Genomic DNA, 22,446 nt, shown 5'->3' on the forward strand with positions numbered 1-22,446 from the left:
AAGGAGACCCCCCATGCCGGCCCGAGCCGCTCGCCTTGCCGCGCGCGCACCCCTCCACCCCGCCTGGACGCTGCTGACCGCCCTCGCCCTGGTCCTCCTCACCGCCCTCACCGCGCGCGCCGAGGACAGGCTGTTCCGCGTCGGCTACCAGAAGTACGGCACCCTCGTGCTCCTGAAGGGCAAGGGCCTCCTCGAGAAGAAGCTCGCGCCGCTCGGCTACCGGGTGCAGTGGGCCGAGTTCCCGGCCGGTCCCCAGCTCCTCGAATCGCTGAATGCCGGCGCCGTCGATTTCGGCTCGACCGGCGAGGCGCCGCCGATCTTCGCGCAGGCCGCGAGCCCGAACCTCGTCTACGTCGCGGCCGAGCCGCCGGCGCCGAAGGGCGAGGCGATCCTGGTGAAGGCTGATTCGCCGATCAGGACCGTGGCGGACCTGCGCGGCCGCACGGTCGCCCTCAACAAGGGCTCGAACGTGCACTTCCTGCTGGTGCGCGCGCTGGAAGAGGCGGGCGTGCCCTACGAGGAGATCAAGACCGCCTTTCTGACGCCGGCCGACGGGGCCGCCGCCTTCGCCCGCGGCGCGGTCGATGCCTGGGTGATCTGGGACCCCTATCAGGCCTCGGGCGAACGCTCGACCGGCGCCCGGACGCTGGTCAACGGCGAGGGCCTCGCGCCGAACCGGCAGTTCTACCTGTCGCGCCGCGACTTCGCCGACCAGAACCGCAAGGCGGTCGATGCGCTGATCGAGGCGGTCGGCGAGATCGACGCCTGGGCCAAGGACAACACCGACGCGGTGGCGACCGAACTCGCGCCGAGCGTCGGCATCCCGGCGCCGATCCTCGCGGTGGCGCTGCGGCGGCAATCCTACGGCGTCGCGCCCCTCGACGCGGCGGCCATCGCCGACCAGCAGCGGGTGGCCGACACCTTCCACAAGCTGAAGCTGCTGCCAAAGCCGATCACCGTGTCGGACGCGGTGTGGAAGCCGGGAAGCTGAGGAACGCGGGAGGTCCTTCACTCCGGCAGGCGCGGGAGCGGCGTGCCGTCCTTCGGGAGCGGATAGCGGGCCATGTTCAGCTCCATCGCCAGGAAGGTGTAGTAGCCGCTCACCGCCGCGAGATCGACGACGCCGTCCTTGCCGAAGCGCTGCTCGGCCTTGGCGAATGTGGTGTCCGAGACGCGCTTGTTCTCCTGCAGCTCGTTGGTGAAATCGTAGACCAGCGTCTCGTCGGCGCTCATGCCCTCCGGGCGTCGCCCGTCGCGGATCGCCGCGATCACCGGCTCGGCGATACCGACCTTCCTGGCGATCGGCGCGTGGACGTACCACTCGTAGTCCTGCGTCCAGCGCCGCGCCGTGATCAGGATGACGAGTTCCGAGAGCGTGGTGCCGATCTTCGGCTTGTAGCGCAGGTAATCGCCCATCGAGCGGGCGAGCGTCATCACCTCGGGCGAGTACATCAGCGGCTCGAAGGGGCCGAAGACGGGCGTCTTGCGCGCCGCCTCGAAGGCTTCGGCGGCCTGCTTCTGCTCGGGCGTGTACTGGCTCGGCGGAATCGTCGGCAGCCTCTCCGCAGCCCGGGCCGCGAGCGGTGAGACGATGAGGGCGAGGGCGAGGAGGGTACGCATCGTGGATCGGGTCTCCGAAGGGGGCGCCTCCTTGTCGCCGAGCGGGCGACCGGATGCGAGGCTCCTCCGGAGTGTCGCGCCCGGAAGGCCTGACACCGGCCGCGATTCGCGACGCCCCGCACCTCGCGGCGAAACGAAGAAGGCCCGGAGCGGCGGGCGCTCCGGGCCTTCGAAGGTGGCGGCGGGACGTTGGCTCTAGGCCAGCGCTTCCTTCGCACGCTCGGCGCGCTTGCGGTCGTTCGGGTCGAGCACGGCCTTGCGCAGGCGGATCGACTTCGGCGTGACCTCGACCAGCTCGTCGTCCTGGATCCAGGCCAGCGAGCGCTCGAGCGTCATCTTGATCGGCGGCGTCAGGCGCACGGCCTCGTCCTTCGAGGTGGTGCGGATGTTGGTGAGCTTCTTGCCCTTGAGCACGTTCACCTCGAGGTCGTTCTCGCGGTTGTGCTCGCCGACGATCATGCCCTGGTAGACCTTCCAGCCGGGCTCGATCATCATCGGGCCGCGATCCTCGAGGTTCCACATGGCGTAGGCCACGGCCTCGCCCTTGTCGTTCGAGATCAGCACGCCGTTGCGCCGGCCCGGCATCTCGCCCTTGTAGGGCTCGTAGGCCTTGAACAGGCGGTTCATGATCGCGGTGCCGCGGGTGTCGGTCAGCAGCTCGCCCTGGTAGCCGATCAGGCCGCGGGTGGGGGCGTGGAAGACGAGGCGCAGGCGGTCGCCGCCGGAGGGGCGCATCTCCAGCATCTCGGCCTTGCGCTCGGACATCTTCTGCACGACGACGCCCGAGTGCTCCTCGTCCACGTCGATGACGACCTCCTCGACCGGCTCCAGCACCCCGCCGTCCGCGTCCTTCTCGTAGACGACGCGCGGACGCGAGACGGCGATCTCGAAGCCCTCGCGCCGCATGGTCTCGATGAGGATCGAGAGCTGAAGCTCGCCGCGGCCGGAGACGTAGAAGGAGTCCTTGTCGGCGGCCTCCTCGATCTTGAGCGTGACGTTGCCCTCGGCCTCCTTGAACAGGCGGTCGCGGATCATGCGGCTCGTGACCTTGTCGCCCTCGGTGCCGGCGAGCGGCGAATCGTTCACGATGAACGACATCGTCACGGTCGGCGGGTCGATCGGCTGGGCCTGGATCGGGGTATCGACCTGCGGGTCGCAGAAGGTGTCGGCGACCGTGCCCTTCACGAGGCCCGCGATCGAGACGATGTCGCCCGCCTCGCCGACCTCGATGGGAGCCCGCTCAAGGCCGCGGAAGGCCAGGATCTTCGAGACGCGGCCGGTCTCCACGACCTTGCCCTCGCGATCGAGCACCTTGATCGACTGGTTGGGGCGGACGGTGCCCGAGGCGATGCGGCCCGTGATGATGCGGCCGAGGAAGGGGTTGGCCTCGAGAAGCGTGCCGAGCATCCGGAACGGGCCGTCCTCGGTCCGCGCCGGCGGCACGTGCCGGAGCACGAGGTCGAAGAGCGGGCTGAGGCCCTGGCTCTGGTCGCCGTCCGGCGAATCGGCCATCCAGCCGGCGCGGCCGGACCCGTAGAGGATCGGGAAGTCGAGCTGCTCGTCGGTGGCGTCGAGCGCGGCGAACAGGTCGAAGACCTCGTTGACCACCTCGTTGATGCGCGCGTCCGGACGGTCGACCTTGTTGATCGCCACGATGGGCCTGAGGCCGATCTTGAGCGCCTTGCCGACCACGAACTTGGTCTGCGGCATCGGGCCCTCGGCCGCGTCGACCAGCACGATCACGCCGTCGACCATCGAGAGGATGCGCTCGACCTCGCCGCCGAAATCGGCGTGGCCGGGGGTGTCCACGATGTTCACCCGGGTGTCCTGCCAGACGACCGAGGTCGCCTTGGCCAGGATGGTGATGCCGCGCTCCTTCTCGAGGTCGTTCGAGTCCATCGCCCGCTCCTCGACCCGCTGGTTCTCGCGGAAGGTGCCGGACTGCTGGAGCAGCTTGTCGACGAGCGTGGTCTTGCCGTGGTCGACGTGGGCGATGATGGCGATGTTGCGCAGCTTCATAAGGATGTCCGAAGCGTGAAGAACCCGCCACGGGGCCGGCCGATCTTGGCCGTCCCGCCGGGTGTGGTGGCGGATTCAGGGCTTTCCGCGTTGCAATAGAAGGTGCGGACGCGTCCGGCAAGTGCGCGTCCTGCAAGTGTGGGTGGGTGCCGTGCACCGATCATGCTGCGGCCGCCCCCGCATCCCCCTCCCCCGCAGGGGTGGGTGATCGCATATGCCGAGCGAGCCTCGGTCCGGTAAGGCGCGGGTCCCCTCTCCCGTGCGGGAGAGGGACAGGGTGAGGGATGAGAACTGTCAGGATCGGGCGCGACTGGCCCGCTCGGCAGCCATGAGTCCTCTCCGTAGAGTTCTCATCCCTCACCCCAACCCTCTCCCGCACGGGAGAGGGGGCGCGTTGCGGTTCGGGTGCGATCCGAAGCAGATTGCCCGTCTTATGCGATCGACCTGCCCGAGGAGGGGGAGGGAGAGCGCAGGAGCTTCCGCCCGCGATACTGAGACACGGCCCCCTGCTAATGCGCGAAGGCCAGCAGGATCGCCGGGACCACGGCGAGGCCGAGCGGCAGCGCCAGCAGCGCCGCCGGGCGCAGCCAGGCCGGGCGGTAGCTCAGCACCAGCACCACCAGCAGCGCGCCGCCGGTGAGCGCGCCGATCCACTGGACGGGCCCGAAGTTCAGGCCCTCCCAGGCGACGGCCCCGGCGAGCGAGAGCGCGAGCAGCGCCCAGCCCGCGGCGCGCAGCGGCAGCACCCGGCCGGCCGGCACGCGGCCGGCGAGCGCCTCGCGGTGATGGCGGTCGAGGCTGAGCGCCAGCGCCGCGAACCCGGCGAAGCAGAGGGTGACGTTCAGGACGACGACGAGCGGCGTCATGCGCGCAGGGCCTCCTCACCGGTCATGCCGCGGACCGGCCGCCGCAGCGGCGCGCCTGCCCGGGCGGCGGCCTTGCGGGCCGCGAAGACGAAGCCCAGCCCGAGGGCCAGCATCCACAGATCGAAGCCGAGGAAGCGCAGCGCGCCGCCGGGCTGGCTGAGCCCCCCGGTCAGGGCGGCGACCGGCGGCACCGCGAGGTAGAGCGCGCCGACGAGCCCGAGCGCCTGCGTCCAGGCGCGCGGCCCCGGCCGCAGGACGGCGTAGAGGGCGACGAGGACCCAGACACCGAAGAAGGCGCCGACCTCGAAGGACGCCCGCTCGGAGAGGCCCACCGGCAGCAGGCGGTTCGCCAGGAAGTAGGCGGCGATCCCCGCGGGCAGGCCCGCGATCGTGCCGAGGTTGAGCGCGCGCACCAGAAGCAGGCCGAAGCCGGCGGGCGCCGCGCCCTTCGGCGCCCGCGCCACCGCCCAGAGCACGAGGCCGGTCGCGACCGTCGCGGCGCCCATCAGGCCGCAGAGGACGAGCAGGAGCCGCAGCACAGGCCCGGCGAAGTGCCCCATATGCAGGCCCGCCATCACGGTGCCGGTGCCGGTCGCAGGCCCGACCGCGCCGTTGGTGCCGAGCACCGCGCCGGTCTGCCCGTCGAAGGCGATCTGCGCGTGGTGGTGCGAGAGGCCGTGCGGCTCCTCGAAGATCGCCACCACGGCGGCGTTGACGTCGCCGGGGTTCCAGACCGAGAGGCCTTCCGGCACCTCGCCCCCGCGCGCCATCGCGGCCGCGACGATGGGGCCGAGCGGCGCCAGCGTGCCGGGCCGGCCCGCCGTCCAGCGCAGCTCCGGCATCAGGCCGGCCTCCACGAAGTAGCGGATCTCGTCGCCCTTGTAGGCGGTGCGCACGCCCCAGGGCATGTAGAGCGTCGCCAGCAGGGTGAGGCCCGTATAGGCGATCATCAGGTGGAAGGGCAGGCCGAGGACGCCCGCGACGTTGTGGGCATCGAGCCAGCCGCGCTGGGCGGATTTCGCGCCCCGCCTGAAGGTGAAGAAGTCGGCGAAGATGCGCCGGTGCGTGACGATGCCGGAGATTAGCGCCACCAGCATCACCAGGGTGCAGGCCCCGACGATCCAGCGCCCGAGTGTCGGCGGCATGCTCAACTCGTAGTGGAAGCGATAGAGGAAGTCGCCGCCCCGCGTCTCGCGCGCACGTGTCGGCTCGCCCGTCGCCGGATCGAGCAGGGCCTCGTGGAACGGCCCCTCCATGCTCTTCCACCACATCACGGAGATCGCGGGCTTCTCCGGGGTCGGCAGGGCGATGAACCAGCCCATCGCGTCCGGCATCTGGCGCCGCAGATAGGCGGCCCCCAGGTCCGCAGCCCGGCCCGGATCGGCCTCGATCGCCACGAGTTCCGGCCGCATCCACTGCGTGATCCCGGCGCGGTAGAAGCTCGCCGTGCCGGTGACGAAGACCGCGAACAGCACCCAGCCGACCACGAGGCCGGACCACGCGTGCAGCCACGCCATCGCGTGCCGGAAGCCCTGCCGCATCGCCGCCTCAGCCCGCGAAGGCGCCGGCGAGCCAGAGCCCGCCCGCGAGCGGGGCGGCGAGCCCGAGGACGAGCGCTGCGGCCCGCGCCAGGGAGCGCGCGGCGAAGACCGCCACCACGACCGCGACCATGACGGCGAAGCTCAGGAGCGTCGCCGTGGTCACGGCCTCCGAGCGCGGCATCGGCAGGACCAGGGCGAAGAGCCCGGTCGCCAGGGCCGCGACCGCGTAGCCGCCGAGCGCCGCGAGCAGCACCCGGCCGAGGACGGCCGCGCGGTAGGCCGGCGTGGGCGCCGTGCGGGCGCTCACGGCGCGCGGGCCGGGGCGGGGCACCGGAGGGCGCCGGAAGGACGAGCGGACGACATGGGCCGAGCTACCAAGCGTGCGACCGCGCGCGCAACAGCTATGTTTCGGAACGATTCCAATCCCGCCGGCATCGCGGGCGGCGACGACTTGAACGGAGCCCTCGCTCGACTGCGGAAACACTTCGCCGCGATGTTCGGGCGGATGAAGCGGGCCGCGCGCCGCGGCCTCGACCCGTCCGGCGGCGCGAACCATCCATAGATTCAACCTGAGATAGAAACAGGCCGGGCGGCGCTGAGACTTAACTCCTGCGAAAGGCGGAGGCAGCACTCTCCGACGTCAAGTCGCGGCCCTGGACGAAGGTGATAGCTTTCGCGAGGGGCGCGGATCTCGGCACCGATCCCGCTCACCCGGGGGACCGTGCCACCAGGGGGAAGGCGGGGTCGCGGACGGTTCTCGGGTGCAGGTCGATGCCGCGTCCACGATCCGTCGTGGGCCGGCATGCCCGGTCCCGTCGCCGTCCCGGCCGGTCAGGAACGCGTTATGGATGCGCTTCTCGTCGATGACAGTTCGACCAGCCGCATGCGGCTGCGGGAGATGCTGGAAGCCGAGCCCGGCGTCACGGTGGATGCCCACGCCGATCCGGTCGCGGCCCTGATCGAGGCGCAGATGCGCGCCTTCGACCTCGTGCTGATCGATTACCACATGCCCGAGATGACCGGCGTCGCCTTCATCGAGCGGATCCGCACGATCCCGCACTACGCCCAGGTGCCGGTGGTGATGATCACCAGCGACGTCTGCGACGCGGCGCGGCTGGCCGCCCTCGAGGCCGGGGCGACCGACTTCCTCGCCAAGCGCACGACCGGCGTGGAGCTGCGCGCGCGCCTGCGCAATTTCGTGCGGCTGGCCGGCGCGGTGCGCCGCCTCGCCGAGCAGGCCGCCGTCCTCGACGGCGCGGCGGAGGCCGCCATGCGGCACATGCACGAGCGGGAGGAGGAGATCATCTTCCGCCTCTCGCTCGCGGTCGAGTACCGCGACAACGACACCGGCGACCACACTTGGCGGGTCGCCCGCTACAGCGAGCTGATGGCCGAGGCGCTGGGCCTCGCCCCCGAGATGTGCCGCCGCCTCTACCTCGCCGCGCCGCTGCACGACGTCGGCAAGGTGGCGGTCCCGGACGGGATCCTGCTGAAGCCCGGCAAGCTCGACCCGGAGGAGTTCGCGCTGATCCGCACCCACGCGGAGATCGGCCGGCGCATCCTGGGCGGCAGCGAGTCCGAGCTGATCCGCCTCGCCGCCGAGATCGCGGGGGCGCACCACGAGCGCTGGGACGGGAGCGGCTATCCCAACGGGCTCGCCGGCGAGGCGATCCCGCTCGCGGCCCGGATCGTGGCGGTGGCGGACGTGTTCGACGCGCTCACCACGGAGCGGAGCTACAAGAAGGCGCTCTCGTTCGCCGAGGCGCTCAGCCTGATCCGGGCGGAGAGCCGGGGCCACTTCGACCCGGCCTGCGTCGCGGCCTTCGAGCTCTGCTGGCCGGAGGTCGTCGCGACGGGCCGCAACGGGGCGCGGACGCGCGCCGGGCGCGGGGCCGCGACCGAGCCCTGGGCGCGCGTGCCGATGCTGCTGCGGGAGACCTCCGCCGACAGGCCGGACGCGCAGGACGCGGCGGCCTGAGGGGCGCCGCGAGCGGTGGACGGCGCCGACGATCGTCCGGCCGCGCCGTGTGCCGGGATTGCCCTGGCGCCACCGCCGGACGCATGACACGGGGGAGAGCAGATCCAGCCCAGAGGCGCGTCCGAGCGGCGCGACGCCCCCGTGACCCAGCCCGTGCCCTCCCGCCCCCAGATCCGGTTCCGCGGCCGCTCCTTCATGGCGACCGTGCTGGCGCCGCTTCCCCCGGTCGCCGACTGGCTCGGCGAGCTCGACGCGCTCGGGCGCCGGGCGCCGGCCTTCTTCGCCGGGCGCCCGGTGATCCTCGACCTCACGGGCCTGCGCCTGACGCGGGCCGACCTGGAGGAACTGGTCGCGGATCTCTCCGCCCGCGACATCGCGATCCTCGGCGTCGAGGGGGCGCCGCCCGGCGTGCTCGGCCCCGGCCTGCCGCCCGCGCTCTCGGGCGGCCGCCCGGCCGGCGAGGTCGCCCCGCCCGAGGGCGATGCCCCGGCCGCCGACGCCGCACCCGACGCGGCGGCGCCGCCATCCCCCGCCCGCTCGCTGATCCTCGACCAGCCGGTCCGCTCGGGTCAGACGATCCTGCATCTGGAGGGGGACGTGATCGTGATGGGTGCCGTCGCCTCGGGCGCCGAGGTGATCGCGGGCGGCTCGATCCACGTCTACGGCCCCCTGCGCGGGCGCGCGATCGCGGGTGCGGCCGGCCATGCGGGCGCGCGGATCTGGTGCCGCAAGTTCGAGCCCGAGCTCGTCTCGATCGACGGCCTCTACAAGGCGGCCGACGACCTCGACGCGGCCTTCCGCGCGCAGGCGGTCGAGGTGCGGCTCGTCGAGGACGCGATCCGGCTGGCGCTGCTCGACCGGGGGTGAGATGGGGGCGCGGCGCATCCTGCGCCTCGCATGGCGGCGCGCTCCCGCGTCGAAGCGGGCGATGCTCTATCGAAGGTCACCGCCGTTTTCCCGGACGCCCGGAGCGTCAGCGGAGGGTGATCCGGGAAAGCGGCGGCGTTTCATCCGCCGAACTCGGCGAAGCTACGCGGCAGACCGTTCGTGTCGACGCCCGATCCAAGGATCCTCGCATGAAATGCGCACAGGATCCCGGACCTTAACGCTTCGGTAACCATGTCGGCCGTCAATGATCCGGTAAGGAATCGTTGAGCCGTGACCAGCCAGACCCTTCCGGACTCTCCCACACCCCGCCCTCCCGCCTTCCGCGGGCGCGCCTTCAAGGCGCTGGCGCTGACGCCCGAGATGCCGCTCGCCGACTGGTTCGCGGGACTCGACGCGGCGCTCCGGCGGTCGCCGACCCTGTTCGACGGCCGCGCCGTGATCCTCGACCTCGCCGGGCTCGAGCCCGAGCCGGAGGCGCTCCGCACGATCCTCGCGGATCTGCGCGCCCGCCGCATCCGCATCCTCGGCCTCGAAGGGGCCCAGGAAGCGTTCGGGGTCGCCGACGACGGCCTGCCGCCGCTTCTGGCGAACGGCCGGCCCACGCGGAACCTCGACCTGCCGGCGCTGCCGCCGGCGGAGCCGGAGACCACCTCGCTCACCATCGAGGGCTCGGTGCGCTCCGGTCAGTCGATCGTCCACCGCACCGGGGACGTGACGGTGATGGGCTCGGTCTCCTCGGGAGCCGAGATCCTGGCCGGCGGCTCCATCCACATCTACGGCGCCCTGCGGGGGCGCGCCATCGCCGGCGCCGCCCGCAACCCCCGCGCCCGCATCTGCTGCCGCAAGTTCGAGCCCGAGCTTCTCGGGATCGACCGCCTCGTCCGCACGGCCGAGGACATGGGGTCCCATCTGCGCGGTCGACCCGCGCAGATCTGGCTCGATGGCGGCGCTATCCGAATGGCAAGCTTGGATTGAGGAGGAACGAGAATGGCAAAGGTTCTCGTCGTAACATCGGGTAAGGGTGGCGTCGGCAAGACGACCACCACCGCGGCCCTCGGCGCCGCCCTGGCGCAGTCGGGCAAGAGCGTCTGCGTCGTCGACTTCGACGTCGGCCTGCGCAACCTCGACCTCGTGATGGGCGCCGAGCGGCGCGTCGTCTACGACCTCATCAACGTGGTCAACGGCGACGCCAAGCTCCCGCAGGCGCTGATCAAGGACAAGCGCCTCGAGACGCTGCACCTGCTGCCGGCCTCCCAGACCCGCGACAAGGACGCGCTCACCGACGAGGGCGTCGCCCGCGTGATGGAGGAACTGCGCGAAAAGTTCGACTGGGTGATCTGCGACAGCCCGGCCGGCATCGAGCGCGGCGCCCAGCTCGCCATGCGGCACGCGGACGTGGCGGTCGTGGTGACCAACCCCGAGGTCTCCTCGGTGCGCGACTCCGACCGGATCATCGGCCTGCTCGACTCGAAGACGGTGCGCGCCGAGAAGGGCGAGACCATCGACAAGCACCTGATCCTCACCCGCTACGACCCCAACCGGGCCGACCGCGGCGACATGCTGAAGACCGAGGACGTGCTGGAGATCCTCTCGATCCCCCTGCTCGCCATCATCCCGGAGAGCCAGGAGGTCCTCAAGGCCTCGAACGTCGGCTGCCCGGTGACGCTCAACAACCCGCTCTGCGCCCCGGCCCGCGCCTACGCGGACGCCGCCAAGCGCCTGAACGGCGAGAGCGTCCCGATGACGATGCCGACCGAGCGCAAGTCCTTCCTCGACAAGCTCTTCATGCGGAGGGCGGCATGAACCTGCGCGGCATCTTCAAGCAGCGGACCTCCAGCACGGTCGCCCGCGAGCGGCTGCAGCTGATCCTGGCCCACGAGCGCGCGGAGAGCGGGCGCCCGGATCTCGTGATCACGCTGCGCGAGGAGATCCTCGCGGTGATCGCCAAGCACGTCGCGGTCGAGCGCGACAAGGTGAAGATCACCCTCGACCGCGGCGAGGGTGTCTCCACCCTCGGCGTGGACATCGAGCTGCCGCTCAACTCCTCCGCGAAGTTCGCGGCGGAGAAGGAGAAGAAGGCCGCCTGAATGGACGGTCGGGGAACGGCCTGACGCCCGCGGATCGCTCTCGATCCGCGGGTTTTTTTCGTTGCGGGGCTTCTCCCGCCTACCGGCTAGCGCCGCGCCTCCAGCCGGAACGGCGGCGTGTGCTCGGGCTGGGTCGTGACGACCGCGGCCGGCAGGATCGGCCGCGGGTCGATCGGGCTGATCCGGAAGCGCCCGACGATGCGGGCGAGCGCCAGCACCGCCTCGGTCAGCGCGAACTGCGCGCCGATGCAGACGCGGGGCCCCACTCCGAAGGGCAGGTAGGCGTAGCGCGGCACCGGGGGGGCGCCCGGCAGGAAGCGGGCCGGATCGAAGGCGTCCGGGTCGCGCCAGAAGCGGCGGTGGCGGTGCAGAACCCAGGGCGGGATCGCCACGATGTCGTCGGGCGCGATCGCGTGCGCCCCGATCCGGTCGGCGGCGACCGCGCGACGCACGATCAGGAAGGCCGGCGGGTAGAGCCGCAGGGTCTCGTCCACCACCGCGCGGGTCAGGGGCAGGCGGCCGTCGCTCGCGCAGCCCGCCGCCTCGGCGAGGTCGGCGCCCCGTGCCTCGGCCGCGACCCGCTCCTGAAGCTCGGGCGCGAGCGCCAACATGTAGAGCGCCCAGAACAGCGCGACGGCGGTGGTCTCGTGCCCGGCCAGGATCATGGTGGCGACCTGATCGCGCAATTCGCCGTAGCTGAAGGCCGCGCCGGTCTCGGGGTTGCGCACGGCGATCAGGATGTCGAGCAGGTCGCGGGCCTCGCGCGGGGCGGCCTCGGCGGCGCGTGCCGCGATGATCGTGTCGAGGAAGGGCGTCCAGCGCCGCCGGAACAGGGCGCGCGGCAGGTCGAGGGGGGCGGGCCAACCCAGCGGGATCAGGATGTCGAGGAGATGCGGGCGCCCGATCCGCACCGAGTACTCGGCGATGAAGCGCCGCAGCTCCGGCCCGTGCCGCTCCATCGCCACCGAGAACATGCTGCGCCCGGCGATCTCCAGCGCCAGCCGGTGCAGGAAGCCGAACAGGGCCACGGGCCCGCGCGCGGCCTCCGCCGTGAGCTCGGCCATCCCGTCCTCGATCGCCGAGGCGATGTGGGGCGCCAGCCGCTCGATCGCCTTCGGGGTGAAGGCGGGGGCGAGCGCCCGGCGCTGGTGGCGCCAGGCCGCGCCCTCGCTGATCAGCAGGCCGTCCCCGAGGATCGGGCGCAGGATGCGCACCGAGCCGGAGGTGCGCAGGTAGTTCGCCTGATTGTCGACGAGGATGTGCCGGATCGCGTCCGGGTCGCAGACCGTGAAGCTGCTCCGGCCGAGAACCCGGCGCTTCGTAACCGGCTCCTCGTAGGCCGAGGACGGCCAGCCGAGGAGCGCGTTGGCCCGGAGCGACTGGATGTAGGGGATCAGGGGCAGTTGGCGCGCGGCCGGCTCCCGCCGCGGCGGCACCAGCCGGGGTGCGTCGAGGAGTGCCTCACGCGCGTTCATGCCGCCTCCGGGCTCCGCCCGGGTCGCCGGGACGGCCGCTTGATGCCGGAGCGGGGAACCCGTGTAAACGGCCCGGCCGCGGGGCGGGTCCGCGCCGCGGGACTGGCGGGAGGATATGATGCGCGACGTGTCGCCGGGGATCACGCCGCCCTACACCAGGGACGTGCGCGGCCTGCGCCTCGCCGTACGGGTGACCCCGCGGGGCGGGCGCGAGGCGGTCGCGGGGGTCGTCCACGACGCGGAGGGACGTCCCGCGCTCGCCGTGCGGCTCGCCGCGCCTCCCGTCGAGGGCGCGGCCAACGCCGCGCTCGTCCGCTTCCTCGCCGCCGTGCTGGATCTGCGCCGGGCCGACGTCACGATCCTGTCCGGCTCGACCGGGCGGCAGAAGATGCTGCATCTGGCGGGCGATGCGGACGCGCTGGCAGGAAAGCTCGACGCGCTGCTGCGCGCGGCCGGGTAGGCTCCTGCCCCGCGCCCGCGCCGCCCCTAACCCAGCGCCTGCTCGACCGCCTTGCCGCAGGTCTGCGTGTCGGCGTTGCCGCCGAGGTCGCGCGTGCGCAGGGTCCGCTCGGCGAGCACCCGCTCGATTCCCGAGACGATCTCGGCGGCGGCTTCCCGCTCGCCCAGATGCTCCAGCATCATCGCGCCCGACCAGATCTGGCCGATCGGGTTGGCGATGCCCTGGCCGGCGATGTCGGGGGCCGAGCCGTGCACCGGCTCGAACACCGAGGGGTGGAGCCGCTCGGGGTTGATGTTGCCCGAGGGCGCGATGCCGATCGTGCCGGTGCAGGCCGGCCCGAGATCCGACAGGATGTCGCCGAAGAGGTTGGAGGCCACCACCACGTCGAACCGGTCCGGGTTCAGCACGAAGTGCGCCGTCAGGATGTCGATGTGGTACTGGTCCCAGGTCACGTCCGGGTAGTGCTCGGCGACCGCCCGCACGCGCTCGTCCCAGTAGGGCATCGTGATCGAGATGCCGTTGGATTTCGTGGCCGAGGTCAGGTGCCGGCGCGGGCGCGTCCGGGCCAGCTCGAAGGCGAATTTCAGGATCCGATCGACGCCGTGACGCGTCATGATCGTCTCCTGCAGGGCGAACTCGCGGTCCGTGCCGGCGAACATCCGTCCGCCCGCGTTCGAGTACTCGCCTTCCGTGTTCTCGCGCACCACCCAGAAGTCGATGTCGCCGGGCTTGCGGCCGGCGAGCGGGCTCGGCACGCCGGGCATCAGGCGCACCGGGCGGAGGTTGGCGTACTGGTCGAACTCGCGCCGGAACAGGATCAGCGAGCCCCAGAGCGAGACGTGGTCGGGCACGCGCTCCGGCATGCCGACCGCCCCGAAGAAGATCGCGTCGTGCGATCCGATCCGGGCCTTCCAGTCCTCGGGCATCATCCGCCCGTGGCGCTCGTAGTAGTCGCAACTCGCGAAGTCGAACCAGTCGAGCTCGAGCGCGAAGCCGTGGCGTCGGGCGGCCGCCTCCAGCACCCGCACGCCCTCGGGCACGACCTCCTTGCCGATGCCGTCGCCGGGGATCACCGCGATGCGGTACCTGCGCGCGCTGCCCATGCCGTCCTCCGATGCGGGTGTTGTATCTTCTGGTTGTGGCCGGATGAGCCTGCACGCCGTCCCGGTCAACGGGGCGGTCCGTCGGGGCGCTGACAATCAGCCGGGTTCCCCGGCGATCGTGCGGCGCTGGCGCTCCAATTCGTCGCTGTAGCGCTTCAGCGTGTGGCTCTCGGTGAGCATGCCGATGACGCGGCGCTGCTCGGGGCCGTCGAGGACGGCCAGCGCCTCGCTCTCGCAGCGGTCGAAGGCGGCCGAGGCCTCCTTGGCGTTCATCTCGGGCGTCAGGAAATCCTGCGGGTGGCGCAGCACGTCCTTCAGGGTTCCCCCCGCGCCGCCCGCGTCGCGCAGCGCCGCGTGGGCCTCTGGCACCAGCACGATCCCGGCGTAGCGCTCGGCCGCGTCCACCACGATCACCCGCGAGGGCGAGCCGATCGGGTGGGCGCGCAGGAAGCTCGCCAAGGGCGTGTCGAGGCTGACCGGCCGGACGTCGCGCCGCATCAGCCGCCCGACCGTGAGGGTGCGGATCCAGCCGATGTCGTGCGCGCTGCGGATGCTCTCGCCGCGCAGGTGGAAGCGCCAGGTGGCGAAGGAGTAGCCGAAGGTCTTGCGCACGGTGAGCGAGGAGGCGATCACCGCCGCGAGCACGAGCCCGGTGATCGGCAGCGAGCCGGTCACCTCCAGCGCCAGGAACGTCATGGTGAGCGGACCGCCGATCACCGCGACCGCGAGCGCGCTCATGCCGATCACCGCGTAGGCGAGCGGCGTGAGACCGAAGCCCGCGAGCGCCGGCACCGCCATCGGCGCCAGGATCGCGAAGAGCTTGCCCGCGAGCGCGCCGAGGAAGAGCGAGGCGAAGAACAGGCCGCCCCGGAAGCCCGAGCCGATCGAGATTGCCGAGGCGGTGGCCTTGGCGGCGAAGAGCAGGCCGAGCGCCAGGACGTCGTAGCCCTGCGCCGTCGCGGCGAAGTGCTGGTGCAGCGCGCCGTGCCCGCCCGAGAGCACCTGCGGGGAGACCGCGAGCGCGAGCGCGCCGACGCAGAGGCCGCCCAGCGCCGGCGCGGCCGCCCGCGGGATGCGGCTCGCCTGGACCAGCCGCTCGACCAGGGTGACGCCGCGCATGATCAGGATGCCCAATCCCGCGCAGAGGAGGCCGAGGGCCAGGCTCGGCAGGATCTCGGCACTGGTGACCTGCGAGGTGACAACCGCCTGCATGTTCTCGAAGGCGACGAGCGGCTCCGTCTGCACGATCGCCTGCGCGACCAGGCTGCCGCAGAGGGCCGCCACCACGACGGGCGTCAGCGTCGCGATCGCGTAGGTGCCGATGATCAGCTCGAAGGCGTAGAAGGCGCCGGTCAGCGGCGCCCCGAAGGCGGCCGCGATCGCGGCCGCGGCCCCGCAGCCGACGAGGGTGCGCAGGTCCGCGCGCCGCATCTCGAAGCTGATCCCGAGCCGCGAGCTGATGCCGGCGCAGATCTGGGTGTAGCCCGCCTCGAGTCCCACCGAGGCCCCGGAGCCGTTCGAGACCACGTTCTGCAGGGAGACCCAGAGGCTGTCGCGCAGGGACATCCGGCCGCCGTGCAGCGCGTTCGCCTCGATCGGGTCGATGGCCGCGCGCCGCATCGCCCGGAAGCGGCCGACCGCGAGGATCAGGAGGCCGAGCACCGCGCCGCCGAGGCAGGGCGCGAGCAGCAGCGTCAGGGGATCGATCCCGGCGCTCGCGCTGAGGCGCGCCCCCGCCGGCAGCCCGTAGAGCAGCTCGCGCAGGCTCTGCGTGGCGATGTTCATGGCCGAGACCACGAGCCCGCTGAGGCAGCCGGTCGCGGCGGCGAGCAGCACCAGCCCGGCCTCGCTGCGCCGGACGAAGGCGCGCAGGCGCTCGGGCGCCTGGATCCAGGCACGGCCGGCGCGCCGGCCCTCCCCGCCTCGGCCCTCGCCGCCGCGGGGCGGCTTCGCCGGTGGGGCCGGTCGCGCCGCGGGCCCGGCCGCGGCGGCCGGCACGCGTCTGCGGGTGCTGCGCTGGCTCACGCCTCTGTTCCTAGGGCGCGGGCGCGCCCCGATCCACGGGGCCTGCGTTCTTCGCACAACAAACCCGGCCCCTCGCCCCGACAACCCGCTTGAAAAGCCCGGCGGCTCGGGATAGATCGCAGCCAGTGCCGCCGTAGCTCAGTTGGTTAGAGCACCAGATTGTGGATCTGGGGGTCCCCCGTTCGAGCCGGGGCGGTGGTACCATCGAATTGCAGGATGGGATGCGGGGTTGGCTTCTTGCCGGCCCCTTGTCGTTTTCCGGCGCCGCGTCGGCCGCGGCGCCGGCCCATCCGGGCCGCGGCCTCGGGCCGATCCTCCACGGCGTCCGTCGGTTTCCGCGTGGTTACGCGGGCGCGCACGCGGCGTTCCGTCTCTGCCGGACCTGCTATGCCGGACCTGCCGGCATCCGCGACGACGAAACGCCATGACCTCCGATCTCGGCTTCGACACCGTCCTGCTCCGCCTCGGGCTGAGCTTCGCCGCCGCGCTCCTGCTCGGCTGGAACCGGGAGGAACTCGGTCATCCGGCGGGCCTGCGCACCCTCGTGCTGATCTGCCTCGCGGCCTGCACCGCGATGCTGCTCGCCAACTGGCTGCTGGCCGGCAGCCGCGGGTCGGGCGAGGGCCTGATGCGGCTCGACCTGATGCGGCTGGCGCAGGGTATCCTGGCCGGCATCGGCTTCATCGGCGCCGGCACCATCCTCAAGCAGGACAACATCGTGCGCGGCGTCACCACCGCGGCGACCGTCTGGCTCGCGACCGTGATCGGTCTGTGCTTCGGGGCGGGTGCGTGGCCCCTCGGGACGGCGGCGACCGGCCTCGCACTCGTGACCCTCCAGGGCCTGCGCCCGGTCGAGCGGGTCCTGCGGCGCCGCAGCTACGGCGCCGTGACGGTGGTGTTCGACCCCGCGCTCACCTCGCACGCCGCGCTCCTCGCTCGCCTGGCCGAGACCGGGTTCAGCGTGCGCTCCACCACCCTCGAGCAGGAGGGCGCGCGCGGTGAGTTGCGCTGCCTCGGCGCGTACGGGGCCGCGATGCCCGACTGGCCGCTCGGCCTGCTCGCCCGGCTGCGCGCGGAGGCGGGCGTCGGCCGCGTGGTCTGGGAGGACATGGCGTGAGGGAGAGCCCCGCGCGGGGCCGGAACGTCTCCCCGCGGGCGCCGGTTGTCCGGGCGAAGGAGACATCCCGATGATGCAGACCAGAACCACGCTGCTCCCGACCCTCGCGCTCGGAATCGCCCTCGGCCTCGGCGCGACCGCGGCGGAGGCCAAGGGCTGCCTGAAGGGCGCCGTGGCGGGCGGCGTCGCCGGCCACATGGTGGGCCACGGCAAGGCCGGGGCCGCCGCCGGTTGCGCGATCGGCCACCACGAGGCCAACAAGAAGAGCCGGCAGCCGGCGCAGAGCGGCCAGCCCCAGGGACTGTGAGCGCCGGGCCGCGGCCGATGCCCCGCTACTTCTTCCACACCCGGATCGGCGCCGACCGGGTCGCCGACCCGGACGGTGTCGAGCTTCGGGACCCGGACCAGGCCTGGGAAACCGCGCGGGATACGGCCCGGACCCTGATGGGGCGCGATCGGGCCGGCCAGTCCCGGCTGTTGGGTGCCAGCCTTGTCGTCACCGACGCGGCCGGCGAGGTCGTGCTGGAATTTCCCTTCGCCGAGGCCGTAGAGCCGCCGGAGGACGAGAACCGGCCCTAGCGGCTCGGGCCTTTATCCATGTCGGCAAAGATCCGATCAGCAGCGCCTCGACAAAACGGCCGCGCTGCTCCATCTCTAGGACTGCGCATTCTGCGCAACATTGATCCACGAGAGACAAATCCCCACGATGTCACGCAATCGCGTGCGGCGGTCCTTCACCGTCGAGACGAAAGCGCGCGGCCGTCAGGCGCCCGCGACCCTGCCCGTGCGTGCGCCGCTGATCGAGCAGCCCTCTCCCGCTTTTCCGAGCCTCGAGGCCGCCGCGCTGTTCGGCGCGGGTCCCGCCCGCCCGGCCGAGGCGGAGACCGCGCCGGTCGGGCGCCCGGCGCCTCGCCGCATCCTGCCGAGCCTGATCGCGGCTCCCGCCGCCGAGCCGGAGGAGGCCGAGGAAGCCGCGTCCGTCGCGCGCGAGCCGCGCCTGCCGCGGGTGCGCCGGGTCAAGCTCCCGCGTACCGAGGCGCCCACGGAACCGGCCCGGGCCGAGCCGGAGCCCGCCAGCCGCCCTGAGGCGCCGCCCGCACCGGTCGATTCGGCCCAGCCGACGTCGACGCAGCCCAGATCGGTCCAGGCGAAGCCCGCCGAGCCGGTCCGCCGCTCCGGCCGCCGAGCCGAGAAGGCGCTGCCGCTGGGCGAGCGCTGGAAGCGGCGCCTGCCGCGGGTCTGCTGGTAGGGAGGGACCCTCAGGGCGTATCGACGCGCTCGATATCGAGCGCGAGGTGGGCCCGCAGGATCACCTCGCGCCGGTCGTTCCGGACCACCGCCAGGAAATCCTGGCGCTCGGGTCCGGGCGCGAGCCCCTGGGCGATCTTGGCCATGATCCGGACGAGCTTGGCCCGAACCTCGGCCTCGTCGGCGAGGTCGAAGCCGACGCCGTCGCGCACGAAGTTCGCGCCGTCGTGCAGGTCGATGAAGAACCGGGCCATCGTATCCGCGCCAGTGTGGGACAATCGCCCACGGCATTAGGGGACGAGGCGCCGGCCCCACAAGGCTCCGGACGGCACAGCGGGAAATGGTCGCGGGCGCGTGAGCCCGGCACGCGCCGGCTCAGTCCTCCCGGTCCTCGTCGCGCCTCAGCGTTCGGATCAGGCCGCGCGCCGCCTCGCGCACGTCCGGCGCGTCGATCGACCGGAACAGGGCGAGCAGTTCGACGAGGTCGTCCGCGGCAAGATCCCGGCCGACGCTCTCACGGATACGACCGTCGAGGAAGATAATCGGATCGACCCGCAGGATGGATGCGATCTCGGCCAGAAGTGTTGCCGTGCGTTCCGACGTGGGGCGAGCTAGCGGATCACCGTCTGGGACATGTTCCACGCACAATCCCCTTGCATCGTTGCCGCCGCGCGGCCGGCTATAGCCTAATCGCGAATCCTCGTCCTATAGATTTGTCGATCCGGGACGCGCGTCCCGCATCCTGCGCGGTCCGGCATGCTTCCCAAGCTCGTCGATCATACCTACGACCTGTTCCGCTCCTTCGATCGCGCGAGCACCGTCGAGGACCTGAACGCCTGCCTGGTCCGGGCCGTGGCGCGCTTCGGCGTCGAGAGCACCTTCGCGGGCGTCATCCCGCTGCCCGGGATCGGCCGCAGCGCGCAGGCCGCCCACGTGCTGATCGACCGGACGCCGCAGGGTTGGACCGACCGCTACTTCCGGGTCGGCCATCTCGACCGAGACCCCACCATCCGGCGCCTCACGACCGACGCGACGCCCTTCCTCTGGTCGGAGATCGAGCCGCTCTACCGCGAGGATCCGGCCGCGCGGCGGGTGATGGACGAGGCCGGAGACTTCCGGCTGCGCCAGGGCTTCACCGTGCCGCTCGTCACGCTGGACGGGCGGGTTGCGGGCTTCAGCTTCGGCGCGGAGCGGCTCGACCTCTCGCCGGAGTTGCGCGGGATGCTGCACCTCATCGCCTCCTACGTCTTCGGCCGTTCGCTGGTCCTCAGCCACGTGGCCGACGAGGGCGGGGGGCGCCCGCCCGTGCGCCTGACGCCGCGGGAGCGCGAGGCCCTGCAATGGGCCGCCGCCGGCAAGAGCGAGTGGGAGATCGGCACCCTGATGGCGATCTCCGAGCACGGGGCCGAGAAGCACCTGCGCTCGGTCCACCGCAAGCTCGGTGCCGGCAGCCGCACCCATGCGGTGGCCGAGGCCTTGCGCCGCGGACTTATAACCTAGAGTGTCTCTTTCGAGCCCGTGATCTGGCTGTGAGAAGCCGTCCCGAGGGCTGTTTTCCTAACATCGAGAGCGTCGCGGGCTGCGGAATGGTACGCGATCGCGGACTGTGAGCTCTCTTCCAGGTTGCGGATAACGGCGATCATCCATCGCGGAGATCGCCATGATCCACATCGTCACGGCCGAGAACACGGCGCGTTACGCCGACGCCCTGGAGCAGGCCTGGCGCCTGCGCCACCGGGTCTTCGTCGAGGAGAAGGGCTGGTCCGACCTCGCCCGCCCCGACGGCCGCGAGATCGACGGGTTCGACGACGCCCACGCGCTGCACATGCTGGCGATCGAGGCGGGCACCGTGGTCGGCTACCAGCGCATGCTGCCGACGACGCGGCCCTACCTGCTCACCGAGGTCTTGTCCGAACTCTGCGAGGTCGAGCCGCCGCGCAGCCCCCATGTCTGGGAGTGGACCCGCTACGCCGTCGAGCGCGGCCACCGGGACCGCGGGCGCATCCTCAGCCCCGTCGGCAGCGCGCTTCTCACCGGCATCGTCGAGTGGGGACTCGAATCCGGCGTCGATGCCATCGTCATCGAGATGAACCCGCTCTGGCTGCTGCGCCTCGTGCAGCTCCATTTCCGGGTGACGCCGCTCGGCCTGCCCCGCCCGATCGCCGGCGAGGACACGGTCGCGGTGAGCGCGGCCTTCGACGCGCGCACCCTGGCGCGCCTGCGCGCCGTCCGCGGCGACGACGCCTCCGTCCTGAGCGCGCGGCCCCCGCGCCCGCTGCGCCTCGCGAGCTGAGCGAACATCCGGGAGATTCCGACATGCCCAAGCTTCGACACGACATCGAGACCGTGCCGGCGGCCGCCGGCGCCGCGCCGGCGGATCCGGGCGCGCAGGCCGCGCTCCGCCGGCTCGCCGAGATCTGCATCGAGGCGCACGGCATCGTCGCCCGCGAGGGGCCGGCGGAGGTGCGTCTGCCGCTCGAGGCGCTCCTCGGACGGATCGGCCGCCGGCTCGGCGACGTCGATGCCGGGGCGCGCGGCGAGGCGGGTGGGGACTGAGCGCCCGGGCCGCGGCACAACCCGGCCGGCGGCGGCGAAACGCTCTGGTAACGGTGCGCGCGCGAGGGTGTGGATCCGTCCAGCACCCTCCGGGACCCGAGCATGATGACGAAGGACCAGCTCGCCGCCGAGCTGAAGCGCATCGCCACGTCGCAGATCAGCGACATCACCCGCGCGGTCAAGGAGGGCCAGAAGTCGATCGCCCTCAACGAGGTGCGCGACATGGCGCACCGCCTCAACCTGCTGGCCGACGCCTTCCACCCGCGTCAGGTCCAGTCCCAGCCGGGCGAGCCCGCCGCCGAGACGCCGCAGGCCGCCTGACCTCCCATCCACCCCGCAGGGCGGGTGCGGAGTCGCGTCCCGCCGGCATGAACAGGGAGCGCCTGATCATGATCCGCGTGTTCTTCAACATCCGCCTCGACGACGCCTACCTGCCGGAGCGCACCGGCCAGTGGGTGGAGGACGAGGCCGAGGCGCGCGACCTCGCGCGCATCATCGTGCGCCGGCTCGTGGCCGATCACGGCGGCGAGCAGCGCCTGCTCAACGCCGAGCTCGCGGTCACCGGCGAGGGCGGCGCGAGCCTGTTCGACGTCTCGTTCTTCGAGGCCCTCTACGTGCCGGTGGCCGCGCCCGGGCCGGTGGCCGAGCCCCTGCGCAGCGTCGCGACGATCCGGCCGCGCCCGCGCCTCGCGAGCCTGCTCGGGTCGTGGCGCGCGCAGGCGCTCGCCCTGGCGGCGGCTTGGCGTGCCCTGGCGGCGGGTTGGCGCGCCCGGGTCGCGGCGCTGCCCGCGCCGCGCGCGCTCCTGGCCGGCCGGCGGGGCGCCGCGCCCCGACCCCGCTTCCGCCTGGGCTTCGTGCACGGGGGCTGAACCGGGTCCTCCCGAAGCGTCTGGGCCCCCGTCGAGCCGGCCCTCAGCCGAACAGGTCCACCGTCGTGAAGCCGCGCGCCGCCAGGCGCTCGGCCAGGACGCGGCGGTGGCACCGCTCCGGGTCGCGCTCGTAGCAGAGCAGGCAGGTCGGCGCCCCCTCCGCCATCTCGGCGAGCGCGTCGAGGGCGAGCCCGCCGTCGGCGGTATCGAGCACCGTCTCGCAGTAGATCCTGCGCATCAGCCCGGCATCGTGGGCGCGGGCCGCCTCGCGCCCGGCCTTGGGCGTGCCGAGCGTCCGCAGATGCGCGTAGCCGATCCCCTTCTCCTCCACGCCGGCCTTCAGGGCGAATTTCGAGAAGCCGCGCTTGCGCGAGTTGGCCACCGCCCGCACGTCGGCGAGGAGCCCGACGCCCGCGTCGCGCAGCGCCCCCGTCAGGCGCTCGGGGTCGATGCCTTCGTAGCCTATGGTGAACAGAGTCTTGCCCAAGGTGCCGATCCGAAGATGCGTGTCCGAACCGGTACTTAAGCCGCCGCCCGCGGCCGCGCAAAGCGGCTCCGCGGCGGCTATGTGTCCGGCCCGCCACGCGTTCCGGA

At 72.5% G+C, this 22,446-nt stretch carries 27 protein-coding genes and 1 tRNA gene; 17 read left to right on the forward strand and 11 right to left on the reverse strand.

Annotated features, from left to right (window positions below):
* Positions 1 to 13 precede the first annotated feature (13 nt).
* Complete coding sequence (locus MFF56_RS20125; RefSeq protein ID WP_238230679.1) at positions 14 to 991, forward strand: sulfonate ABC transporter substrate-binding protein; 978 nt, start codon at positions 14 to 16, stop codon at positions 989 to 991.
* Between the two features lie 17 nt (positions 992 to 1,008).
* On the opposite strand, the gene MFF56_RS20130 is transcribed toward MFF56_RS20125, so the two are convergent.
* From MFF56_RS20130 to MFF56_RS20150, 5 genes are all read right to left on the reverse strand, one after another.
* A complete protein-coding gene (locus MFF56_RS20130; protein ID WP_066921654.1) occupies positions 1,009 to 1,620 on the reverse strand; it encodes a carboxymuconolactone decarboxylase family protein in 612 nt (203 codons plus the stop codon).
* Positions 1,621 to 1,815: 195 nt separating this feature from the next.
* Entirely contained in the window at positions 1,816 to 3,639 is a 1,824-nt protein-coding gene (typA, locus tag MFF56_RS20135) for a translational GTPase TypA (RefSeq protein WP_066921655.1), read from the reverse strand.
* Between the two features lie 509 nt (positions 3,640 to 4,148).
* Positions 4,149 to 4,505 carry a DUF3325 domain-containing protein gene (locus MFF56_RS20140; protein WP_066919047.1) on the reverse strand — a complete coding sequence of 119 codons (357 nt, stop codon included), beginning with the start codon at positions 4,503 to 4,505 and terminating at the stop codon, positions 4,149 to 4,151.
* Complete coding sequence (locus MFF56_RS20145) at positions 4,502 to 6,046, reverse strand: PepSY-associated TM helix domain-containing protein (protein ID WP_082772859.1); 1,545 nt, start codon at positions 6,044 to 6,046, stop codon at positions 4,502 to 4,504. Before MFF56_RS20145 ends, MFF56_RS20140 begins: the two co-directional genes overlap by 4 nt.
* A gap of 7 nt (positions 6,047 to 6,053) precedes the next feature.
* Positions 6,054 to 6,353, reverse strand: a complete 300-nt coding sequence (locus tag MFF56_RS20150; RefSeq protein ID WP_066919051.1) for an iron transporter — start codon at positions 6,351 to 6,353, stop codon at positions 6,054 to 6,056.
* Positions 6,354 to 6,890: 537 nt separating this feature from the next.
* Here MFF56_RS20150 and MFF56_RS20155 point away from each other — a divergent pair.
* The 5 genes from MFF56_RS20155 to minE all read left to right on the forward strand — a co-directional run bounded on the left by MFF56_RS20155 (position 6,891) and on the right by minE (position 10,999).
* Positions 6,891 to 8,024 carry an HD domain-containing phosphohydrolase gene (locus tag MFF56_RS20155; protein WP_066919049.1) on the forward strand — a complete coding sequence of 378 codons (1,134 nt, stop codon included), beginning with the start codon at positions 6,891 to 6,893 and terminating at the stop codon, positions 8,022 to 8,024.
* A 153-nt stretch (positions 8,025 to 8,177) separates the two neighbouring features.
* On the forward strand, positions 8,178 to 8,891 hold the full coding sequence (gene minC, locus MFF56_RS20160) for a septum site-determining protein MinC (RefSeq protein ID WP_238230714.1): 714 nt from the start codon (positions 8,178 to 8,180) through the stop codon (positions 8,889 to 8,891).
* Positions 8,892 to 9,272: 381 nt separating this feature from the next.
* Positions 9,273 to 9,887 carry a septum site-determining protein MinC gene (minC, locus tag MFF56_RS20165; RefSeq protein ID WP_066924229.1) on the forward strand — a complete coding sequence of 205 codons (615 nt, stop codon included), beginning with the start codon at positions 9,273 to 9,275 and terminating at the stop codon, positions 9,885 to 9,887.
* 12 nt (positions 9,888 to 9,899) lie between these two features.
* Positions 9,900 to 10,715 carry a septum site-determining protein MinD gene (minD, locus tag MFF56_RS20170; RefSeq protein WP_066924193.1) on the forward strand — a complete coding sequence of 272 codons (816 nt, stop codon included), beginning with the start codon at positions 9,900 to 9,902 and terminating at the stop codon, positions 10,713 to 10,715.
* Positions 10,712 to 10,999, forward strand: coding sequence for a cell division topological specificity factor MinE (minE, locus tag MFF56_RS20175; RefSeq protein ID WP_066924195.1), 288 nt, complete (start codon positions 10,712 to 10,714; stop codon positions 10,997 to 10,999). The genes minD and minE overlap by 4 nt, the downstream gene beginning before the upstream one ends.
* Before the next feature lie 86 nt (positions 11,000 to 11,085).
* Here the strand turns inward: minE and MFF56_RS20180 are convergent, their stop codons facing one another.
* Positions 11,086 to 12,474, reverse strand: coding sequence for a cytochrome P450 (locus tag MFF56_RS20180; protein WP_066924197.1), 1,389 nt, complete (start codon positions 12,472 to 12,474; stop codon positions 11,086 to 11,088).
* Positions 12,475 to 12,601: 127 nt separating this feature from the next.
* Between MFF56_RS20180 and MFF56_RS20185 the strand changes: the two genes are divergently transcribed.
* Positions 12,602 to 12,934 carry a DUF167 domain-containing protein gene (locus tag MFF56_RS20185; RefSeq protein WP_238230681.1) on the forward strand — a complete coding sequence of 111 codons (333 nt, stop codon included), beginning with the start codon at positions 12,602 to 12,604 and terminating at the stop codon, positions 12,932 to 12,934.
* A gap of 26 nt (positions 12,935 to 12,960) precedes the next feature.
* Here the strand turns inward: MFF56_RS20185 and MFF56_RS20190 are convergent, their stop codons facing one another.
* Together MFF56_RS20190 and MFF56_RS20195 are read right to left on the reverse strand one after the other, a co-directional pair.
* Complete coding sequence (locus MFF56_RS20190) at positions 12,961 to 14,037, reverse strand: tartrate dehydrogenase (protein WP_066924201.1); 1,077 nt, start codon at positions 14,035 to 14,037, stop codon at positions 12,961 to 12,963.
* A 96-nt stretch (positions 14,038 to 14,133) separates the two neighbouring features.
* Entirely contained in the window at positions 14,134 to 15,822 is a 1,689-nt protein-coding gene (locus tag MFF56_RS20195) for a chloride channel protein (protein ID WP_238230716.1), read from the reverse strand.
* Positions 15,823 to 16,189: 367 nt separating this feature from the next.
* Here MFF56_RS20195 and MFF56_RS20200 point away from each other — a divergent pair.
* The 5 genes from MFF56_RS20200 to MFF56_RS20220 all read left to right on the forward strand — a co-directional run bounded on the left by MFF56_RS20200 (position 16,190) and on the right by MFF56_RS20220 (position 18,428).
* A tRNA-His gene (locus MFF56_RS20200) sits at positions 16,190 to 16,266 on the forward strand.
* Between the two features lie 220 nt (positions 16,267 to 16,486).
* Positions 16,487 to 17,179 carry an MgtC/SapB family protein gene (locus tag MFF56_RS20205; RefSeq protein WP_066924203.1) on the forward strand — a complete coding sequence of 231 codons (693 nt, stop codon included), beginning with the start codon at positions 16,487 to 16,489 and terminating at the stop codon, positions 17,177 to 17,179.
* 73 nt (positions 17,180 to 17,252) lie between these two features.
* Complete coding sequence (locus tag MFF56_RS20210; RefSeq protein WP_066924233.1) at positions 17,253 to 17,486, forward strand: hypothetical protein; 234 nt, start codon at positions 17,253 to 17,255, stop codon at positions 17,484 to 17,486.
* A 17-nt stretch (positions 17,487 to 17,503) separates the two neighbouring features.
* On the forward strand, positions 17,504 to 17,758 hold the full coding sequence (locus tag MFF56_RS20215) for a DUF6894 family protein (protein ID WP_066924206.1): 255 nt from the start codon (positions 17,504 to 17,506) through the stop codon (positions 17,756 to 17,758).
* Positions 17,759 to 17,885: 127 nt separating this feature from the next.
* Positions 17,886 to 18,428, forward strand: a complete 543-nt coding sequence (locus MFF56_RS20220) for a DNA-binding protein (RefSeq protein ID WP_156453841.1) — start codon at positions 17,886 to 17,888, stop codon at positions 18,426 to 18,428.
* Between the two features lie 10 nt (positions 18,429 to 18,438).
* Here the strand turns inward: MFF56_RS20220 and MFF56_RS20225 are convergent, their stop codons facing one another.
* Positions 18,439 to 18,681, reverse strand: coding sequence for a DUF6894 family protein (locus MFF56_RS20225; protein ID WP_066924210.1), 243 nt, complete (start codon positions 18,679 to 18,681; stop codon positions 18,439 to 18,441).
* 121 nt (positions 18,682 to 18,802) lie between these two features.
* Positions 18,803 to 19,069, reverse strand: a complete 267-nt coding sequence (locus MFF56_RS20230) for a hypothetical protein (protein WP_156453842.1) — start codon at positions 19,067 to 19,069, stop codon at positions 18,803 to 18,805.
* 114 nt (positions 19,070 to 19,183) lie between these two features.
* Between MFF56_RS20230 and MFF56_RS20235 the strand changes: the two genes are divergently transcribed.
* The 5 genes from MFF56_RS20235 to MFF56_RS20255 all read left to right on the forward strand — a co-directional run bounded on the left by MFF56_RS20235 (position 19,184) and on the right by MFF56_RS20255 (position 21,852).
* Positions 19,184 to 19,927 carry an autoinducer binding domain-containing protein gene (locus MFF56_RS20235; protein ID WP_066924213.1) on the forward strand — a complete coding sequence of 248 codons (744 nt, stop codon included), beginning with the start codon at positions 19,184 to 19,186 and terminating at the stop codon, positions 19,925 to 19,927.
* A 160-nt stretch (positions 19,928 to 20,087) separates the two neighbouring features.
* The gene (locus MFF56_RS20240) at positions 20,088 to 20,720 is read left to right on the forward strand and encodes an acyl-homoserine-lactone synthase (protein ID WP_066924216.1); all 633 of its coding nucleotides are present in this window, start codon (positions 20,088 to 20,090) and stop codon (positions 20,718 to 20,720) included.
* Between the two features lie 23 nt (positions 20,721 to 20,743).
* Complete coding sequence (locus tag MFF56_RS20245) at positions 20,744 to 20,983, forward strand: hypothetical protein (RefSeq protein ID WP_066924218.1); 240 nt, start codon at positions 20,744 to 20,746, stop codon at positions 20,981 to 20,983.
* A 102-nt stretch (positions 20,984 to 21,085) separates the two neighbouring features.
* A complete protein-coding gene (locus tag MFF56_RS20250) occupies positions 21,086 to 21,304 on the forward strand; it encodes a hypothetical protein (protein WP_082773151.1) in 219 nt (72 codons plus the stop codon).
* A gap of 47 nt (positions 21,305 to 21,351) precedes the next feature.
* Positions 21,352 to 21,852: a DUF6894 family protein gene (locus MFF56_RS20255; RefSeq protein WP_066924220.1), complete on the forward strand. Its 501-nt coding sequence runs from the start codon at positions 21,352 to 21,354 to the stop codon at positions 21,850 to 21,852.
* Between the two features lie 43 nt (positions 21,853 to 21,895).
* Here MFF56_RS20255 and MFF56_RS20260 read toward each other — a convergent pair whose 3' ends face one another.
* Positions 21,896 to 22,339, reverse strand: coding sequence for a DUF488 domain-containing protein (locus MFF56_RS20260; protein WP_066924222.1), 444 nt, complete (start codon positions 22,337 to 22,339; stop codon positions 21,896 to 21,898).
* Between the last annotated feature and the right edge of the window lie 107 nt (positions 22,340 to 22,446).

Origin of the sequence: Methylobacterium hispanicum (assembly GCF_022179285.1) — a bacterium.
Lineage (GTDB): Bacteria > Pseudomonadota > Alphaproteobacteria > Rhizobiales > Beijerinckiaceae > Methylobacterium > Methylobacterium hispanicum.

Excerpts from the sequence above, each read along its gene's own strand:
- MFF56_RS20125 (WP_238230679.1), top strand. The coding sequence starts at position 14 with ATGCCGGCCCGAGCCGCTCGCCTTGCCGCGCGCGCACCCCTCCACCCC.
- MFF56_RS20130 (WP_066921654.1), bottom strand. The coding sequence starts at position 1,620 with ATGCGTACCCTCCTCGCCCTCGCCCTCATCGTCTCACCGCTCGCGGCC.
- typA (WP_066921655.1), bottom strand. The coding sequence starts at position 3,639 with ATGAAGCTGCGCAACATCGCCATCATCGCCCACGTCGACCACGGCAAG.
- MFF56_RS20140 (WP_066919047.1), bottom strand. The coding sequence starts at position 4,505 with ATGACGCCGCTCGTCGTCGTCCTGAACGTCACCCTCTGCTTCGCCGGG.
- MFF56_RS20145 (WP_082772859.1), bottom strand. The coding sequence starts at position 6,046 with ATGCGGCAGGGCTTCCGGCACGCGATGGCGTGGCTGCACGCGTGGTCC.
- MFF56_RS20155 (WP_066919049.1), top strand. The coding sequence starts at position 6,891 with ATGGATGCGCTTCTCGTCGATGACAGTTCGACCAGCCGCATGCGGCTG.
- minC (WP_066924229.1), top strand. The coding sequence starts at position 9,273 with ATGCCGCTCGCCGACTGGTTCGCGGGACTCGACGCGGCGCTCCGGCGG.
- minD (WP_066924193.1), top strand. The coding sequence starts at position 9,900 with ATGGCAAAGGTTCTCGTCGTAACATCGGGTAAGGGTGGCGTCGGCAAG.
- minE (WP_066924195.1), top strand. The coding sequence starts at position 10,712 with ATGAACCTGCGCGGCATCTTCAAGCAGCGGACCTCCAGCACGGTCGCC.
- MFF56_RS20180 (WP_066924197.1), bottom strand. The coding sequence starts at position 12,474 with ATGAACGCGCGTGAGGCACTCCTCGACGCACCCCGGCTGGTGCCGCCG.
- MFF56_RS20190 (WP_066924201.1), bottom strand. The coding sequence starts at position 14,037 with ATGGGCAGCGCGCGCAGGTACCGCATCGCGGTGATCCCCGGCGACGGC.
- MFF56_RS20195 (WP_238230716.1), bottom strand. The coding sequence starts at position 15,822 with ATGAACATCGCCACGCAGAGCCTGCGCGAGCTGCTCTACGGGCTGCCG.
- MFF56_RS20205 (WP_066924203.1), top strand. The coding sequence starts at position 16,487 with ATGACCTCCGATCTCGGCTTCGACACCGTCCTGCTCCGCCTCGGGCTG.
- MFF56_RS20210 (WP_066924233.1), top strand. The coding sequence starts at position 17,253 with ATGCAGACCAGAACCACGCTGCTCCCGACCCTCGCGCTCGGAATCGCC.
- MFF56_RS20215 (WP_066924206.1), top strand. The coding sequence starts at position 17,504 with ATGCCCCGCTACTTCTTCCACACCCGGATCGGCGCCGACCGGGTCGCC.
- MFF56_RS20220 (WP_156453841.1), top strand. The coding sequence starts at position 17,886 with ATGTCACGCAATCGCGTGCGGCGGTCCTTCACCGTCGAGACGAAAGCG.
- MFF56_RS20225 (WP_066924210.1), bottom strand. The coding sequence starts at position 18,681 with ATGGCCCGGTTCTTCATCGACCTGCACGACGGCGCGAACTTCGTGCGC.
- MFF56_RS20235 (WP_066924213.1), top strand. The coding sequence starts at position 19,184 with ATGCTTCCCAAGCTCGTCGATCATACCTACGACCTGTTCCGCTCCTTC.
- MFF56_RS20240 (WP_066924216.1), top strand. The coding sequence starts at position 20,088 with ATGATCCACATCGTCACGGCCGAGAACACGGCGCGTTACGCCGACGCC.
- MFF56_RS20245 (WP_066924218.1), top strand. The coding sequence starts at position 20,744 with ATGCCCAAGCTTCGACACGACATCGAGACCGTGCCGGCGGCCGCCGGC.
- MFF56_RS20250 (WP_082773151.1), top strand. The coding sequence starts at position 21,086 with ATGATGACGAAGGACCAGCTCGCCGCCGAGCTGAAGCGCATCGCCACG.
- MFF56_RS20255 (WP_066924220.1), top strand. The coding sequence starts at position 21,352 with ATGAACAGGGAGCGCCTGATCATGATCCGCGTGTTCTTCAACATCCGC.